Source organism: Streptomyces incanus, assembly GCF_042656345.1.
In the GTDB taxonomy this organism is placed as follows: Bacteria; Actinomycetota; Actinomycetes; order Streptomycetales; family Streptomycetaceae; genus Streptomyces; species Streptomyces incanus.
The window spans coordinates 1-15,662 of record NZ_JBHSPC010000031.1 but is presented as its reverse complement, the minus strand read 5'-3'; the positions used below and the strand labels follow the sequence as shown (position 1 = coordinate 15,662).

17 protein-coding genes and 2 pseudogenes are annotated in these 15,662 nt (G+C 70.0%); 14 read left to right on the top strand and 5 right to left on the bottom strand.

Annotated elements, in window-relative coordinates:
* Positions 1-147: 147 nt before the first annotated feature.
* From ACFP2V_RS11805 to ACFP2V_RS11795, 3 genes are all read left to right on the top strand, one after another.
* A complete protein-coding gene (locus ACFP2V_RS11805; protein WP_381209642.1) occupies positions 148-747 on the top strand; it encodes a DUF309 domain-containing protein in 600 nt (199 codons plus the stop codon).
* A gap of 282 nt (positions 748-1,029) precedes the next feature.
* The gene (gene cobF / locus ACFP2V_RS11800; RefSeq protein ID WP_381209639.1) at positions 1,030-1,821 is read left to right on the top strand and encodes a precorrin-6A synthase (deacetylating); all 792 of its coding nucleotides are present in this window, start codon (positions 1,030-1,032) and stop codon (positions 1,819-1,821) included.
* A gap of 406 nt (positions 1,822-2,227) precedes the next feature.
* Complete coding sequence (locus tag ACFP2V_RS11795) at positions 2,228-3,631, top strand: diacylglycerol/lipid kinase family protein (RefSeq protein ID WP_381209636.1); 1,404 nt, start codon at positions 2,228-2,230, stop codon at positions 3,629-3,631.
* Positions 3,632-3,660: 29 nt separating this feature from the next.
* Here the strand turns inward: ACFP2V_RS11795 and ACFP2V_RS11790 are convergent, their stop codons facing one another.
* Positions 3,661-4,485, bottom strand: a complete 825-nt coding sequence (locus ACFP2V_RS11790; RefSeq protein WP_381209633.1) for a sulfite exporter TauE/SafE family protein — start codon at positions 4,483-4,485, stop codon at positions 3,661-3,663.
* A gap of 268 nt (positions 4,486-4,753) precedes the next feature.
* Here ACFP2V_RS11790 and ACFP2V_RS11785 point away from each other — a divergent pair, with 268 nt between their 5' ends.
* The 3 genes from ACFP2V_RS11785 to ACFP2V_RS11775 all read left to right on the top strand — a co-directional run bounded on the left by ACFP2V_RS11785 (position 4,754) and on the right by ACFP2V_RS11775 (position 6,830).
* A complete protein-coding gene (locus ACFP2V_RS11785) occupies positions 4,754-5,236 on the top strand; it encodes a Dps family protein (RefSeq protein WP_381209630.1) in 483 nt (160 codons plus the stop codon).
* Positions 5,237-5,424: 188 nt separating this feature from the next.
* On the top strand, positions 5,425-6,237 hold the full coding sequence (locus ACFP2V_RS11780) for an SAM-dependent methyltransferase (protein ID WP_381209627.1): 813 nt from the start codon (positions 5,425-5,427) through the stop codon (positions 6,235-6,237).
* 56 nt (positions 6,238-6,293) lie between these two features.
* Positions 6,294-6,830 carry an NUDIX hydrolase family protein gene (locus ACFP2V_RS11775; protein WP_381209624.1) on the top strand — a complete coding sequence of 179 codons (537 nt, stop codon included), beginning with the start codon at positions 6,294-6,296 and terminating at the stop codon, positions 6,828-6,830.
* Between the two features lie 84 nt (positions 6,831-6,914).
* On the opposite strand, the gene ACFP2V_RS11770 is transcribed toward ACFP2V_RS11775, so the two are convergent.
* Positions 6,915-7,565 (bottom strand): GPP34 family phosphoprotein, encoded by a 651-nt coding sequence (locus ACFP2V_RS11770; protein WP_381209621.1) that lies wholly within the window; start codon positions 7,563-7,565, stop codon positions 6,915-6,917.
* Positions 7,566-8,270: 705 nt separating this feature from the next.
* Between ACFP2V_RS11770 and ACFP2V_RS11765 the strand changes: the two genes are divergently transcribed.
* The 5 genes and pseudogenes from ACFP2V_RS11765 (at position 8,271) to ACFP2V_RS11745 (ending at position 11,477) form a co-directional block, all read left to right on the top strand.
* A complete protein-coding gene (locus tag ACFP2V_RS11765) occupies positions 8,271-8,768 on the top strand; it encodes a MarR family winged helix-turn-helix transcriptional regulator (RefSeq protein WP_381209618.1) in 498 nt (165 codons plus the stop codon).
* Between the two features lie 39 nt (positions 8,769-8,807).
* A complete protein-coding gene (locus tag ACFP2V_RS11760; protein WP_381209615.1) occupies positions 8,808-9,218 on the top strand; it encodes a nuclear transport factor 2-like protein in 411 nt (136 codons plus the stop codon).
* A gap of 40 nt (positions 9,219-9,258) precedes the next feature.
* On the top strand, positions 9,259-9,663 hold the full coding sequence (locus ACFP2V_RS11755; protein WP_381209612.1) for a helix-turn-helix domain-containing protein: 405 nt from the start codon (positions 9,259-9,261) through the stop codon (positions 9,661-9,663).
* Positions 9,664-9,750: 87 nt separating this feature from the next.
* Entirely contained in the window at positions 9,751-10,209 is a 459-nt protein-coding gene (locus ACFP2V_RS11750) for a transposase (RefSeq protein ID WP_381209609.1), read from the top strand.
* A gap of 33 nt (positions 10,210-10,242) precedes the next feature.
* Positions 10,243-11,477: pseudogene (locus ACFP2V_RS11745) on the top strand (IS3 family transposase).
* A 234-nt stretch (positions 11,478-11,711) separates the two neighbouring features.
* Here the strand turns inward: ACFP2V_RS11745 and ACFP2V_RS11740 are convergent.
* Both ACFP2V_RS11740 and ACFP2V_RS11735 read right to left on the bottom strand, forming a co-directional pair.
* Entirely contained in the window at positions 11,712-11,906 is a 195-nt protein-coding gene (locus tag ACFP2V_RS11740; RefSeq protein WP_381209606.1) for a hypothetical protein, read from the bottom strand.
* A 204-nt stretch (positions 11,907-12,110) separates the two neighbouring features.
* Positions 12,111-12,317: a DUF6417 family protein gene (locus tag ACFP2V_RS11735; RefSeq protein WP_381209603.1), complete on the bottom strand. Its 207-nt coding sequence runs from the start codon at positions 12,315-12,317 to the stop codon at positions 12,111-12,113.
* Between the two features lie 296 nt (positions 12,318-12,613).
* On the opposite strand from ACFP2V_RS11735, the gene ACFP2V_RS11730 reads away from it, so the two are divergent.
* Together ACFP2V_RS11730 and ACFP2V_RS11725 are read left to right on the top strand one after the other, a co-directional pair.
* Positions 12,614-13,417, top strand: coding sequence for an SAM-dependent methyltransferase (locus tag ACFP2V_RS11730; RefSeq protein WP_381209600.1), 804 nt, complete (start codon positions 12,614-12,616; stop codon positions 13,415-13,417).
* A 92-nt stretch (positions 13,418-13,509) separates the two neighbouring features.
* Positions 13,510-14,256, top strand: a complete 747-nt coding sequence (locus ACFP2V_RS11725) for a vWA domain-containing protein (protein ID WP_381209597.1) — start codon at positions 13,510-13,512, stop codon at positions 14,254-14,256.
* 57 nt (positions 14,257-14,313) lie between these two features.
* Here ACFP2V_RS11725 and ACFP2V_RS11720 read toward each other — a convergent pair whose 3' ends face one another.
* On the bottom strand, positions 14,314-15,411 hold the full coding sequence (locus tag ACFP2V_RS11720) for an integrase core domain-containing protein (RefSeq protein ID WP_381209594.1): 1,098 nt from the start codon (positions 15,409-15,411) through the stop codon (positions 14,314-14,316).
* A gap of 114 nt (positions 15,412-15,525) precedes the next feature.
* Between ACFP2V_RS11720 and ACFP2V_RS11715 the strand changes: the two are divergent.
* Positions 15,526-15,662 (top strand): annotated as a pseudogene (locus ACFP2V_RS11715) (site-specific integrase); the annotation flags it as partial.

Sequence of the window (15,662 nt, the reverse complement as noted above, 5' to 3'; positions counted from 1 at the left end):
CCCCCAGTCAAGTGCGCTACCAAGCTGCGCCACGTCCCGATGCGCTCGCATGCGGTGAACCGCGTGATCGCGCGGTCAGTACTTTACCCCACGGCCCCGGCCGGGCCGAAAGCGGTCCGGGCGCGGGACAATCGGGCTATGGGAAGCATGGACAGCACCTCCTGGGGCCAGGAGGACAGGTCCGCCTCCGGGCGGGCGGGCGACAGGCGCGACCGGGACGGTGACGGGCGGGCGCGCAGCGCGCGGCCCCGGGACGGTGACGGGCGGGCGCGCAGCGCGCGGCCCCGGGACGAGCTGGGGCGACCGCTGCCCTACGGGGCGCGGGGGGTGCCCCGGCAGCCGGAGGGGGTGGTCCGGCCGCCACTGGAGAGCGTCGCCGAGGCACAACGCCTGCTGGACGAGGGAAAGCCGTTCCACGCGCACGAGGTGTTCGAGGACGCATGGAAGTCGGGGCCCGAGGAGGAACGGGAGCTGTGGCGGGGGCTCGCCCAGCTCGCCGTCGGGCTCACGCACACGGCGCGCGGGAACACCACCGGCGGAGCCCGGCTGCTGCGGCGCGGGGCGGGCTCGGCCGAGGAGTGGGCGGCGGGCGCCGGAGAGTCGCGTCCCTACGGGATCGACCTCGGCGGTGTCGTCGCCTGGGCCCGGGAGCTGGCGGCGGAGGTGGAACGGGAGGACGGCGTTCCCGTGGATGCCGGGGCGCGGGCGCCGCGGCTGCGGGCGGGTGCCCGGGGGCAGGGCTCGTAGGCGGGAGGTGCCCGGACGGCGGGCTCCCGGCAACGGGGCCGGGGCGGTGTGCGGAGGCGGAGGGCCCGGTGATGCTCCTCTTGGCTGTCAGGCGGCTTGAGGCCGGTTGCGGTAGGAGTGGGCGAGGTCGTCGTCTCGGCGGATGCCGCGTTCGAGGGTGGAAACGGCGGTCGGACCGAACAGCGGGAAGACAGCCCGGCAGGGCGTCGGTCAGGGGCTGGGCCACGGCACCGGAACCCGAGTATCGGCATCGATGTCAGTGGCGTGCGGCAGACTGGGGGCGTGCGAAGGATTCATGTCATCGGTATCGGTGCGGGCGACCCCGACCAGCTGACCCTGCAGGCGGTCAAGGCGCTGCGCGGCACGGACGTGTTCTTCCTCCTCGACAAGGGTGAGGTGAAGGCGGATCTGACCGGCCTCCGCCGGGACATGCTCGACACACACCTGCCGGAGGGGGCGTACCGCGTCGTCGAGGCGCGCGACCCGGAGCGGGACCGGCGGGCCGGCGGCGCCGCCTACTCCGCCGCCGTCGGCGACTGGCGCAGCGCCCGCGCGGACGTCTACGCCCGGCTGATCGCCGGGGAACTGGGCGAGGACCAGGTCGGCGCCTTCCTGGTGTGGGGTGACCCGTCGCTGTACGACAGTACGCTCGCGATTCTCGAGGAGGTCCTGGCGCGGGGCGAGGTCGCCTTCGAGTACGACGTCGTACCGGGGGTCAGCAGTGTCTCCGCCCTCGCCGCCCGGCACCGCACAGGGCTCAGCAGGGTCGGCCGCCCGGTCCGGATCACCACCGGCAGGCGGCTCGCGGAGGGCTTCCCGCAGGGGGTGGACGACGTGGTCGTGATGCTGGACGCCCACCAGACCTTCCGGCAGTACGCCGACCAGGACGTCGACATCTACTGGGGCGCCTACATAGGCACCCCGGACGAGATCCTCGTGTCCGGACCGCTCTCCGAGGCCGCGCCCCGCATCGAAGCGCTGCGCGCCGAGGCCCGCGAGCGCAAGGGCTGGATCATGGACACCTATCTGCTGCGCAGGAACCCCGGGGCAGGTGAGTCCCGGGACGACAGGTGAGTCCCGGGATGTCGAAGAGACCCGAGCCGCTTCAGGGCGCCCGCCGTATCGGGCACCACGCGCACGCCCGCACGCCTTCCGGGAGGGGTGGCGGCTTACGACCACGGTCGGCAGGCCGAGTTCGCGGGCTGCCGTGACTTCGGCGGAGGTCGCCGGTCCCCACTGTCCTTGGTCACCACTGTCCTTGGTCACCACTGTCCTTGGTCACCGGGGCGTCGCTGCGGTCGCTGCGGTCGCTGCGGTCGCTGCGGTCGCTGCGGTCGCTGCGGGAACCGGGAGGGGTCAGGGAAGTTACGGGAACGGGGCAGGCCCGCGGATGTCGGACATGAGCCGTGACCAGGACGGGGAAGCCGACGCCGCCCGTGGCCTCGTACGGCCTACGATGACGCCGGCGACTGGAGGAGTCATGGCCGTGGACTTGAGCAGGCGGGCCTACCGGGCCCAGCGGTGGGCCGCGCGGGTGGCCCTGGTCGCCGCCGCGCTCGCGGTGGTGGTCCCGCTCCTCTACGGGGGCCTGCATGGCCTGGTGCTGCTGCTCTGCGGTGTGGTGGGGATCGCCCTCAGCGCCGCCGCGCTGTGGTGGATGCTCACGCTGCGGGGACCGTTGCGCTGGGTGGCCGCGCTGGTGGCCGTATGTGTGCCCGCGGCCGTCATCGCCCTGTACGCGATCATTCTGTTCTGGGCTCTCCCGGTGTCGCTGGGGCTGTGGGCGCTGGCCGTGTGGAGCGGGCGGTTCGCGCTGCGCGGGACGGGGAGCGAGCGGACGGGGGAACGGCAGCGGGAGCGGCGGATGCCGCTGCCCCGGCGGGCGGTGCTCATCATGAATCCGCGGTCGGGCGGCGGCAAAGTGGGCCGCTACCGTCTGCGGGAGAAGGCGGAACGGCTGGGTGCCCGGGTCGTCCTGCTCGACCCGGAGAAGGAGAACGACGTGACGGCGATGGCCCGGGAGGCCGTCGCGGGCGGCGCGGATCTGCTGGGCGCCGCGGGCGGTGACGGCACGCAGGCGCTGGTCGCGGCCGTGGCCGCCGAGCACGACATCCCGTTCCTGGTCATCAGCGCCGGAACCCGCAACCACTTCGCCCTGGACCTGGGCCTGGACCGCGGCGATCCGGCGGCCTGCCTCGACGCGCTCACCGACGGGGTGGAGCTGCGCGTCGACCTGGGTTTCGCCGGTGACCAACCCTTCGTGAACAACGCGTCCTTCGGCGCGTACGCGTCGATCGTGCAGAGTCCCGCGTATCGGGACGACAAGATCGGCACCAGCCTGGAGATGCTGCCCGACCTGCTCACCGGGCAGCAGGGGGCCCGGCTGGTCGCCCGTGTCGGGGACACGACGCTCGACGCTCCGCAGGCCGTACTGGTCAGCAACAACCCCTACCGCACGGACGACCCCTTCGGCCTCGGCCGAAGGGAGCGGCTGGATTCGGGCGTGCTCGGTGTCCTCGGCGTCAAAGTGGAGGGCGCGATCGACGCCGCCGCGCTGCTGCTGGACCCCTCACAAGGCCTGCTCACCGTCCTGACCGCCCCCGAGGTCGTCATCGAGGGCGACCGCGCGAAAATCGAGGCCGGGGTCGACGGGGAGGCCCTGCTGCTGCCCGCACCCGTCCGCTGCCGCATCGCGCCCGGCGCGCTCCGCGTCCGCGTCCCGCGCAAACGGCCCGGCGTGGCCCAGGCACCCCCGCGCCTGAACTGGCGGCGGCTGCGCAAACTGGCGGCGACGGTCGGCCGTACGGCGGCTCCGAGCCGGTTCCGGCACCATCCGGAGACTCCTGACGTCCCGGGGGGACAGGGCCCCTTCCTCGGACGGTAGACCCGGTGCGCACGGCAACGGCTCCCGGCTCAGCGCACCAGCAGCTGTACGCCGCCCACCACCGTCGCCGCGATCACCAGCTGCTCGAAGAGCCGCTGGTTGATCCGGCTCACGGCCCATTTCCCGAGCAGCGCGCCGGGCACGACGAACAGCACGAGCGCCGCGTCGAGCAGCAGCGATTCCGCGTTGATCAGTCCGAGGCCCACGCTGAACGGCACCTTGGACGTGTTGACGATCAGGAAGAAGAGCGCCGACGTGCCCAGGAAGCTCAGCTTCCGGAAGCCGGCGGAGAGCAGGTACATGGACATCACCGGCCCTCCCGCGTTGGCGACCATGGTGGTGAAGCCGCCGAGGACGCCGTACGAGCGGGCCTTGATCCGGCCGGCCCGGGAGGCGCCCTCCTCGGGCCCGCTCCGTTCGCTCCGTACGCCGAGTTCTCCCTCGGCGTCGCCGTCGGCTCGCGCGGCCCGGTCCGCCGCTCGCCGCCGCCACACCGTCACCGCGGCCATCACCAGCAGGATCGCCCCGATCGACGTCCCCACGGCCTCGTCGTCCGCCCACATCAGGAAGAAGGTGCCGACGACGACACCGGCCGCGACCGCCGGGAACAGCCGCCACAGGGTGGGCCAGTGGGCGTGCCGCCGGTAGGTGAGGACGGCGAGCACGTCCCCGGCGATCAGGATGGGCAGCAGTACGCCGGTGGAGGCGCGGGCGGGCAGCATCGCCGCGAAGAGGGCGAGGCTGACCGTGTTGGCCCCGCTGACAGCGGTCTTGGAGAAGCCCACGAGCAGGGCTGCGAAGGCGAGGGCGGCGAATTCCCAGCCGGTGAGGTGCCAGAGCGTCATCATGTCCATTGCGGGGACTGATGGTATGTCCACCTGGCAATCGCCGTATGCGCCGTCTCGCCTGTCGGCACCTCGCACCTCGCACCTCGCACGACGCTCCCTGCCACCGCACGCGCCGTGCCGTGCGGCCGAGCCCGCCCGCGCCGCAGCAGGCGTACTCACGCACGCGTCGCCGGACCCTGCGCGCACCGGGGCGGGCCCGGGTTTGCTTCGGGGGAACGAGGGCACCCGCGCGTTCGCGGAACCCACGGAACCGACCGAGAAGGAGCGATACCCCATGACCGTTGTGCGGAGCACCCTGCCCGACGAGGCCCGCCGGGTCGCCGGCAAGGCACTCCAGGAGACCCTGGTGGATCTCCTCGGTCTCTCACTGATCGGCAAGCAGGCCCATTGGAACGTCGTGGGTCCGAGGTTCCGCTCGGTCCACCTCCAGCTGGACGAAGTGGTCTCGACCGCGCGCACCCAGGCCGACACGGTCGCGGAGCGGGCCGCGACGCTCGGCGTGCCGCCGGACGGCCTCCCCGAGACCATCGCCAAGGTGTTCGCGCTGCCCGTCCCCGAGGAGGGCTGGCTGCGCGACGCGGACGTCGTGCGGCTGATGGCGGAGGCGCTGGGGACCGCGATCGTAAGGCTGCGCGAACGCGTCGACGCCACCGAGAAGGCGGACCCCGTCACCCAGGACCTGCTGATCTCCGTCACCGCCGAACTGGAGAAGCAGCGCTGGATGTTCGAGGCGGAGAACGCCCCCGCCGAGGCCTGACGGATCCCGACGACGCCCCCGGACGCTCCCCGCGTCCCGTTGACATCCCCCCTCCCGCTCCGCGCCCCCATTCCCGGGACAACGTGATCACTACGCGGGCACAATGGCCGCGACGGCCGGATCCGGCCGCGGGGAAGGGCAGGGAGAGGGAGAGGGAGAGGGAGAGGGAGAGGGAGAGGGGAAGAGACGTGGAGGAGAGCCACACCCCGCCGCGCGGCTCGACGCGGCCGGACACCTCGGTGGCGCACAACGCACGCGTGTGGAACCACTGGGTCGGCGGCAAGGACAACTACGAGGTCGACCAGCAGGTCGGCGACCAGGTCGCCTCGATCATGCCCGTCATCCGGGACATCGCCCGCGCGGACCGGGAGTTCCTGGGGCGGGCCGTCACGTATCTGGCCGGTGAGCGTGGTGTGCGGCAGTTCCTCGACGTCGGCACCGGGCTGCCCACCGCGGACAACACCCACGAGATCGCCCAGCGGATCGCGCCCGGCTCCCGGATCGTCTACGTCGACAACGACCCGATCGTGCTGATGCACGCCCGGACCCTGCTCGCCGGCACCAGGGACGGCGCCATCGACTACATCGAAGCCGATGTGCACGACCCGGACGCCATACTCGACCGGGCCGCCCAAACCCTCGACTTCGACCGCCCGGTCGTGGTGATGATGCTGGGCATCCTCAACTTCGTCCTCGACACCGAGAAGGCGCGCGGAACCGTCCGACGGATCATGGACGCGGTTCCCTCCGGCAGCTTCCTCGTCCTCACCCACCCGACCTACGACGCCGAGGCGGGCGGTGAGGACCAGATCCCCGCGATGGAGTTCTGGAACGAGAACGCCACTCCCCCGATCACGGCTCGCAGTGCCGAGGACATCGCCGCGTTCCTCGAAGGGCTGAACCCGGTCGAGCCCGGCCTGGTGTCCTGCTCGCGGTGGCGCGCCCGGGCCGGCTCCGTCCCGGTGGCACCGCAGTACGGCGCGGTGGCCGTGAAACCCTGACGCGTCCCGGATCTCCCCTCCCCGTCAGCCCGAACCGTCGAAAGTATGATCAAGCAATGTCTGACACGACCGAAACCACGCCGGGATGGCTGTCCTCCGACGAACTGGAGATGACACGTGCCCGCATGCCGATCCTGTACGTCGAGTCCGTTCCCGTCCGTGTCGACGACAGCGGCGAAGTCACCAGCGTCGGCCTGCTGTTGCGCATAGGACCCGACGGCACGGTCAGCCGGACGCTGGTCTCCGGCCGGGTGCTGCACCACGAGCGGGTCCGCGACGCGCTGCTGCGCCACCTGGAGAAGGACCTCGGCCCGGTGGCGCTGCCCCGGATCCCGGCGTCGCTCCAGCCGTTCACCGTCGCGGAGTACTTCCCCACACACGGCGTCACGCCGTACCACGACCCGCGTCAGCACGCAGTGTCCCTCGCCTACATCGTGCCGGTGACGGGTGACTGCCGGCCCCGGCAGGACGCCCTCGACCTGGTGTGGTTCAGCCCGCAGGAGGCGCTGTCGGAGGCGGTGCAGAGCGAGATGCCGGGCGGGCACGGGGTACTGCTGAGGCAGGCCCTGGCGCACGCGGGCTGCCTGAGCTGACGCGGTGCGGGGGGGGCGCATCCGGCGTACGGCAATGGTCACGCCCCATGCCGTTCGCCGGCCCTGTCTCCCTTCACAGCCGGGTCATACGGCACGCCAGATGTTGTCGAAGGCCGCCGTCTCGACGGCCCGCTTTTGCCGCACACCGGCCAGTTCGACGACGGCTTCGTTGACCGCGGCCAGCACGGTCACGATCCGGTCGCTGCCGAGGTCCGTGAGATCGTCGGGGCCCTCGGGGCCGTCGCCCGGGTCGCCGTCGTACCGGGCGCCGACGCCCGCGGCCGCGGCGAGGACGGTGAGCACGGGTTCGTGCGCCGCCCAGCGGTCGTTCGCGTGGCGGCGCGCCGGCGAGTCGGTCAGCGCCGACGGGTCGATGCTCAGCGACGGCTTCCGGGCGCGCCAACGGGCGGCAGCCGGACCCGTGGTCTCCAACCCCGCGAGATACGCGGCCACCAGGTCGCGGCCCCGGCGCCACAGCCAGTCCTCGACCGGCTCATGAGTTTCCTGCCGGACCAGCGAGGACGCGGCCTGCCGCAGGAGGGGATCGTCGGTGGCCGACTCCGCTGCCTGCGGCGGGCCCGGCACCACCCGGTCTCCGTCGAGGTCGGCGGCTCCGGCGTCGATGAGGTCGATCAGCTCCGCTCCCGCGAGCGCCAGCGCCAGATCGCCCTGCTCGACGGACGGACCGGAACGCGTGTCGATGACGACGACGAGCAGATCCCGCGCTGTGGTCATGAGCGGCTCCACATCAGAAGGGGCGGCAACGAACGAGCGGCAGCAGTCTCCGCCGTTGCCCCAGGAAACCACGGAGGCCGGCTCCTCATTCCCGGGAAGGCGGCTTTCGGCCTGCGATGAAGCCGCACCCGAGAACGCTCGAGGGGCGGTTCCGGATGCTCCGGAACCGCCCCTCGATCCGCGACTTCATTAAGTCGGGACGACAGGATTTGAACCTGCGACCCCTTGACCCCCAGGAGTGCGGGCTACCGGGATTATCTGGATAAACAAGCTATTTCAAGGGCAGATACCGTGCGCTTCGCGGTGTGAAGTTCGGCATCGCGCATGCCGTTTGGTCCCCAACTGGTCCCCAGAACGCAGACCAGGTCCAGCCTCACAGCCGAGCGCGGGCCGATAGCCGCTCGCTCAACTGTGTCAGCTCCGGGGGCACTGTCAGTGGTCGGCGTCACCGTGAGAGATCAGCCAGATCGACTCGTGGCCTCGGAGGGTGGCAGGCGTGGGTTGATTAGGGGGCTCGCTGGAGCGCCCCGGCGTCCTCGGGGTGCGCCGGGGTTGGCAGGTTGCAGAAGTCGATATTGAAGTCTTGCTTCATTGTGAAGCAAGTACATAACTCTTCGTCAGACCTCGCCCGTGACCCGGACGGCAGCCTCTTCGACCCCCGGGCGAGGTCCGCCATGGCCCAGTTCACCGCCGGCGAGGTCCGCCATGGCCCAGTTCACCGCCGGCGAGGACACCCTCGCCCTCGAAAGCGCAGCCGCGGTCCGCAGCGCCTTCCACGCCATCGAGCGCCTGCGCGCCCGCGGGGCCGAGGGGCGCGGGCTGAGCTCGGGGGCGCTCGACCTCCTGATCCGTCTGAGTGCCGCACCCGATGATGGGTTGAGCATTGGCAAGCTGGCCCAGGCGGCTGGAGTGAGCTCGCGCAATGCCACCGGGCTGGTCGACACCCTCGAACGCGACGGACTGGCTGAGCGGGTTCCCGACCGGCGTGACCGCCGTTCAGTCCTGGCCCGGATCACACCCGCCGGACTGGACTGGGTGGAGTCCTTCCGCCGGCCCACCCAGGCCGCCATGGCGGCGGTCTTCCGAGGATTCACGCCCGCCGAGACGGCCCAGCTGCGACATCTGTGTCTGCGCCTCGTCGAGAACCAGCATCAACTCGACCAGTACCTGAGCCGGGCCGACGGCACGAACACCCAGCCGTGAACCGGATATCCACCGCCCCGAGACAAGGACCGAACCGCGATGACACCCCAGAACAGGACCCGGCAGACCGTCCGGGGCTATCACGACGCCAGGTTCCGTGGGGACGTGCCCGCAGCCGTCGCACACCTCGCCGAGCCGTTCACCTTCCACAGCCCGCTCATGAGCTCTGAAGATCCCTCCGGCCACCTGGCCGGGCTCCCCGGCTTCCTCAAGGTGGTCACCGGCGTCGACATGATCAGCGAACTGTACGGCGAGTGCGAGGCCACACTCGTCTACGACGTGCATACCGCCACCCCGGTCGGCACTCAGCGCACCGCCGAACACTTCCGCCTCGACGGCACTGGAATCACATCAATCATGCTGATCTTCGACGGAACACCATGGCAATCGATGCTGGCAATGATGAGCCAGGACCCGCCCGGCACACCCACGGCGAAGCCCTCACACTGAACGCCGCCAGCCGACGCACCCCTTGCCCCTCGCTCTCGCCGTGCCCGTCGTGCTGAGCGCCAACGAGCGCCACCGGCTGAAGAAGACGGCCTATGGCCACAAGACGCCTCATCAGGCCCGACAGCAGGCAATCATCGTGCTTCTGGCGGCCCGGGGGCACTCCAACACCCGGATAGCCGCGCAGACACGGATGCACGTGGACACGGTGCGCACCTGGCGAGGCCTGTTCGCCGCCGGTGGCCTGCCCGCCCTGGCCGACCGCAGGCGGTCGGGGCGACCGCCCTCGTTCACTCCGCTGCAGGTCACCGAAGTCAAAGCAATGGCCTGCCAGTTACCTGCCGAGACCAGAACCCCTCTGTCGCGCTGGTCGTGCCCGGAACTGGCCCGTGAGGCCGTCGCCCGACGGATCGCGCCGGCCCTGTCCGCCTCCACCGTGCGCCGCTGACTCAAAGGCGACGCGATCAAGCCCTGGCAGTACCAGTCCTGGATCTTCATCCGCGACCCGGGCTTCCAGTCCAAGGCCGCCCGCATCATGGACTTGTACGCCAGGCACGCGACAGGGCAACCCCTGGGCAGTGACGAGTACGTCATCAGCGCGGACGAGAAAACCTCCAGCCAGGCCCGCTGTCGCTGCCACCCCACCCTGGCCCCCGGGCAGGCCCGGGCCATGCGCGTCAACCACACCTACGGCCGCGGCGGAGCCCTGGCCTACCTGGCCGCCTATGACGTCCACCACGCCCACGTCTTCGGCCGCACCGAACCACGCACCGGCATCGACCCGTTCATGAACCTGGTCACCCAGGTCATGAGCCAGGAACCCTACGCAAGCGCCAAGCGCGTGTTCTGGATCGTCGACAACGGCTCCTCCCATCGCGGACAGAAGGCCATAGACCGCCTGACCAACGCATTCCCGAACGCGGTCATGGTCCACACCCCCGTGCACGCCTCCTGGACCAACCAGGTCGAGATCTTTGAACCGCCCCGGGTTTGATGGAGACATCGAATACCCGGAAGGATCCCGATCATGGCTGCTCCCCGGAAATACTCCGACGAACTGCGTGAGCGTGCGACGCGCCTGGCCATCGAGGCCCGGAAGGATCCCGCCGGCCGGACCGGCGCGGTCAAACGCATCGCCGACCAGCTCGACGTCCACCCCGAGGCCCTGCGGACCTGGGTCAAGCGGGCCGAGACCGACGAGGGCCTGCGTCCCGGAACCACCAGCCAGGACTCCGCCCGGATCGCTGAACTGGAGCGTGAGGTAAAGGAGTTGAGGCGGGCCAACTCGATCCTGAAATCTGCGGCGAGTTTCTTCGCGGCGGAGCTGGACCGTCCACTGCGGTGAAGGTCGCCTACGTCGACCAGCACAAAGAGGAGTTCGGCGTCCAGCCGATCTGCGAGGCCCTGACCGGGACCGATGCCGAGATCGCGCCGAGCACCTACTACGCCGCCCACGCCCGCCCCGAAGCGGTCCGCACTGTGCGGGACCGGGAGCTGACCGAGGAGATCGAAGTGATCCACCGGGACAACTACGGCGTCTACGGCGCACGCAAGATCCACGCCGCACTCCTGCGCGCCGGACGCACGGTGGCCCGCTGCACGGTCGAGCGCCTGATGCGCGCCGCCGGCCTGCGTGGCGTATCCAGAGCCAAGAGCCCGCGCACCACCCGCCCCGCACCCGAGACCATGCGCCCCGCCGACCTGGTGAAACGGCAGTTCACCGCAGAAGCGCCCAACGTGCTGTGGGTCGCCGACATCACCTACATCAAGACCCACTCCGGCTGGGTGTACGCGGCCTTCGTCATCGACGTGTTCTCGCGGATGGTCGTCGGCTGGCAGGTCGCCACCAGCCTCTACACCGATCTGGCCCTGGACGCCCTGGAGATGGCCGTATGGAAACGCCGCCGTACCGGCGGCGACCTGGCCGGCCTGGTCCATCACTCCGACCGCGGCGTGCAATATCGAGCCCTGCGTTACACCGAACGCCTCGGACTCGCCGACGCGGTGGCCTCGGTCGGCTCCAAGGGAGATTCATACGATAACGCCCTCGCGGAAGCGTTCAACAGTTTGTTCAAAGCCGAGCTGATCCGCAACAAAGGGCCCTGGACCAGTATCAACGACGTCGAGATCGCCGTCGCCGAGTACATCGACTGGTTCAACCAGCGAAGGCTCCACGGCGAGCTCGGACACGTTCCGCCCGCCGAGTACGAAGCCCTCCACGCAACGACCGGCACCTCACCCGTGCCCCTGAAAACCAGCTAACCCACTGTCCACAAAACCCGGGGCTTGACATTCAAGGCCTGAGGGTCCGTCAAGATTTTATCGAGCGACGCCTTTTACACATGGGAGTGTCCTCTTCCGTCACGGTGTCTCCACGTTACGAGGGGAGGCTCACCGGCAGCCCCCGGCCAAAAACCCGAAGAGGGTCTTCGCCGATAACTCGGCTCGGCCCCCGGCCGGGCGCGGCGGAGTATCCAACGGGATAACTTGCTCGCCCTACGGCGTCCGCGCAATGCCGTGCCCGAGGGTCCGCCGGCCGTTCCGCTCGGCCGCGTCCGGGCGCTCGCCGTCGTCCAGGAGTGCAGCGGGCTCGATCCGCTCGACGGGCAGAAGCCGCAGGGCCGTGTCCGTCGTCGGCGTGCTCCTGGTGGTGCTCGGGCCGGTGCCGAGAGGGCGTCGAAGGGTGCTCACCGGAGGAGCCTCCCACGCGCGCGTGGGATACGTCGCGACCGGTCCGCGAGTCGCATCCTGGGGCGCGCTCCGGGTCGCTTCCTGAGTCGTGTCCTGGGTCACCTCGGGGTTCGTCGGCGCGGGCCTTGGAGGTGTACCCCGACCCGGGAGACAAGGGATGCCCCGCCGGGCGGCCGGTACGCCGACTGCTTGTCCGGGGAGCCCTCAGTTCTCCGACGGGATGCGCGCGGCGATCTCCTTCGCCAGCCGGTCCGCCTCCGGCGACATCGGCCCCTCCTCCTGCGCCACCGTCAGCAGCAGCCGCAGCAGATCGTGTGCCTCCTCCATGGTCAGCAACGCCAGCCGCTGGGCCGTGTGATCCACCGGCGTGTACTCGCTCTCATCCGGGTCGAGGTGCTCGTAGTCATCCATGATCAGCGCAACGACTCCCTGGGCGTCACGGTCACGTCCGGGTTCTGGGGCGGCCCCACCGGGGCACAGAGCATGCGGGCCGCCCCCACCTCTGGCGTGCTGTCAGCGCATAGGGACCCCACGACCACGCCAACGACCGAGCTGGCCAGCAGTCACGACAAGCACCGTTGCAGCACTAAATGTCCGACCACCAGCGGGCCGTCGCGACCCTGGCGACGTTCTTCAGCCCGAGCGAAGTCAAGCCGGTATCAAGATAGTTGGTCTACGGATGCACGGCTCTGTGTGAAGCTTTCCCCATGACTCACCCGCGTGAAGAAGTCAGGGCCAGGCTGCAGACCGATCGCCCGCACTCCGCCCGTGTCTGGAACTACCTGCTGGGAGGCAAGGACAACTACCCCGTCGACAGCGAGGCCGGTGAGGTCATCCTGAAGACCTTTCCGGAGTTCGCCGCCGTCGCGCGGCTGCAGCGGAGGTTCCTCGCGCGCGCCGTGCGCTTCCTCGCGGGCGAGGTCGGTGTCCGCCAGTTCCTCGACATCGGCACCGGACTGCCCACCGCCGACAACACCCACGAACTGGCCCAGCGCATCGCGCCGGAGAGCCGCATCGTGTACGTCGACAACGACCCCCTCGTCCTGGTGCACGCCCGCGCCCTGCTCACCAGCAGCACCGGGGGCGCCTGCGCCTACGTCGACGCCGACGTGAGGGACCCGGAGCGGATCCTGGCCGAGGCCGCCACAACCCTGGACCTCAGCCGCCCGGTCGCCCTGACCATGCTGGGCATCATGGGGCAGATCTCCGACGCCGAGCGCCCCGCCGACCTGGTGAGCACGCTGATGTCGGCCCTGCCCTCGGGCAGCTACCTGGCCCTGAGTGACGGCACGAACACCAACGAGGCGCTCAACACCGCGGTCGGGGTCTACAACGGGCAGTCGGCCAACACCTACCACCTGCGCTCGCCGCAGGAGATCGCCTCCTTCTTCGCCGGTCTGGATCTGGTGGAGCCGGGGGTCGTGTCTACGGCCGCCTGGCGCCCGGACGCCGACCGGGCCGAGGAGGACACGGCCGACGTCTCCGTGTGCGGTGTCGCGGTCAAGAAGTGAACCGTTCCGGGTGAGGTAGGGACTCAATCATTTGAGAGGATCGAGTCCCTACCGAACCCGGAACGGTTCAGGGTGAGGCTTCACCATGAGGGGTGATTGCGTCGAACAATGGTGAGCGTGCCTCGGCCATCAGTCTGTCCAAGGTGCTGGAGCGTGCGCCTGATCTGGTGAGTCTGTACAAGGCGGCGGGCGACCGTGTCCACTGGCACGGGCTGGAGGGTGTGCGGGCGGCGGTCTATCTCGTGTTGGATCGTTCTGGGTCGATGCGTTCCTACTACCGGGACGGCACCATGCAGTATCTGGCTGAGCAGGTGCTGTCGCTGTCGGCTCATCTGGATGACGACGGTGTCGTGCCGGTGGTGTTCTTCTCCACGGACGTCGACGGCTCCACCGACCTGGTACTCGGCCGGCACCACGGCCGCATCAACAAGCTGCACGAAAACCTCGGTCATATGGGGCGCACGAACTACCACTGGGCCATGGACGAGGTCATCGACCACTACATGGCTTCCGGCAGCGAAACCCCCGCCCTGGTCATCTTCCAGACCGACGGTGGCCCCACCAGCAAACTCGCCGCTGAACGCTACCTCTGCAAAGCGGCACGTCTGCCCTTGTTCTGGCAGTTCGTCGGCTTCGGTGACCCCGACAGCAATGAGTTCGCGTTCCTGCACAAGCTGGACACCCTCGATGTCCCAGCCCGCCGCGTCGTCGACAACGCCGGTTTCTTCCATGCCGGCCGCACCCCGCAGGCCACCCCCGACCACCACCTCTTCGACCAGCTCCTGCAGGAATTCCCCCAGTGGTTGACCGCAGCCCGCACCGCTGGCGTCATACGGTGACCCCTCCCGGGCAGCGCCGGCCGGACCTGCCCTTGCCGAAAACCACATCCATGCTGGTCAGGCCGCATGCCGGTGCTCCTGGAGGGTGCCGCCGAGTCGGGCCCGTCGTCGTATGTCCAGGTGGGCGATCCGGTCCGGGTCCTCGATCGGGGCGGGCAGCGGGTGGAGGGGGCGCGCGTTCGCGAGGCCCTGGTGCGGCCGGTGCTCGTTGGAGAACGTCTCGAACTCGCGTAGGGCGTGCAGGAGGTGACGCCGGTCCCAGATCAGGGTGCGGTCCAGCAGTTCTCGTCGGCAGGTCTGCACCCACCGCTCCATGATCGAGTTCATTCTCGGTATCCGGATGCCGCTGAGCACCACCTGGATGCCCGCGTCGTTCAGGACAGTGTCGAAGAGCTCGGGGAACGTGCCGTCCCGGTCCCGGATCAGGAACCGCGCCCGGCAGTTGACGTCCTCCAGGTCCATGAGGAGATTCCTCGCGGCCTGGGCCACCCAGGACGCGGTCGGATGCGCGGTGGCGCCCAGGACATGGATCCGGCGGCCGGCATGCTCGATCACCGCGAACACGTACAACCGGGCCCCGGACAAGGTGACGGTCTCGAAGAAGTCGCAGGCCGGCAGGGCGTCGGCCTGGGAGCGCAGGAAGTCGGCCCAGGTACTGGAAGCTCGTTGGGGTGCCGGTTCGATCCCGGCCTCCTTCAGGATCTCCCAGACCGTGGACGCGGCCACCTTCACCCCGAGCACGAGTAGTTCGCCATGCACCCTCCGGTAGCCCCAGTGGGGGTTCTCCCTGGCCAGGCGCAGGACCAGCACGCGGATCGAGCGCACGGTGCAAGGCCGGCCGCCGCGCTTGGGCCGGGACCGGGCGGCGTGCCGGCTGACGATCAGGTCGCGGTGCCGGCGCAGGACCGTGTCCGGCCGGACCAGCAGTCGCATCCGGCGTAGCACCTCGTGGGACACGCCGTGGAGCAACGACGCCGGGAACGCCCGCTCGCCGGCGTCGAACCGGACCCGCTGCCCGTCCAGATGCCGCTCCAGGACGGCAATCCGATGACGCAGGGCCAGGATCTCGACATCCTTCTCCCGGTCGCTCATCGGCAGCAGTCGCAGCATCGCGAAGGCGTTCGTCATGCCCAGGTACGCCAGTCTCAACAGCACGGCCGATCACCATGCCGCCTCCACCGTCCCCCGAGCGAGAGCGCCGACGCGGGTGACCACGATCGGCACCGAAACCCACTCCCACCTGCATGGATGAGGTTATCGACAAGGGCAGGGCTGACCGACAAAGGCACCAAGGGCAAGCGGGCCCGCAAGGTTCCCATCGTCGAGGAGATCCGTCCCCTCGTCGCCCAGCGCGTCCTGTCCGCCGGCCCGAATCCCGATGCCCGCCTCTTCACCGGCCCGCGCGG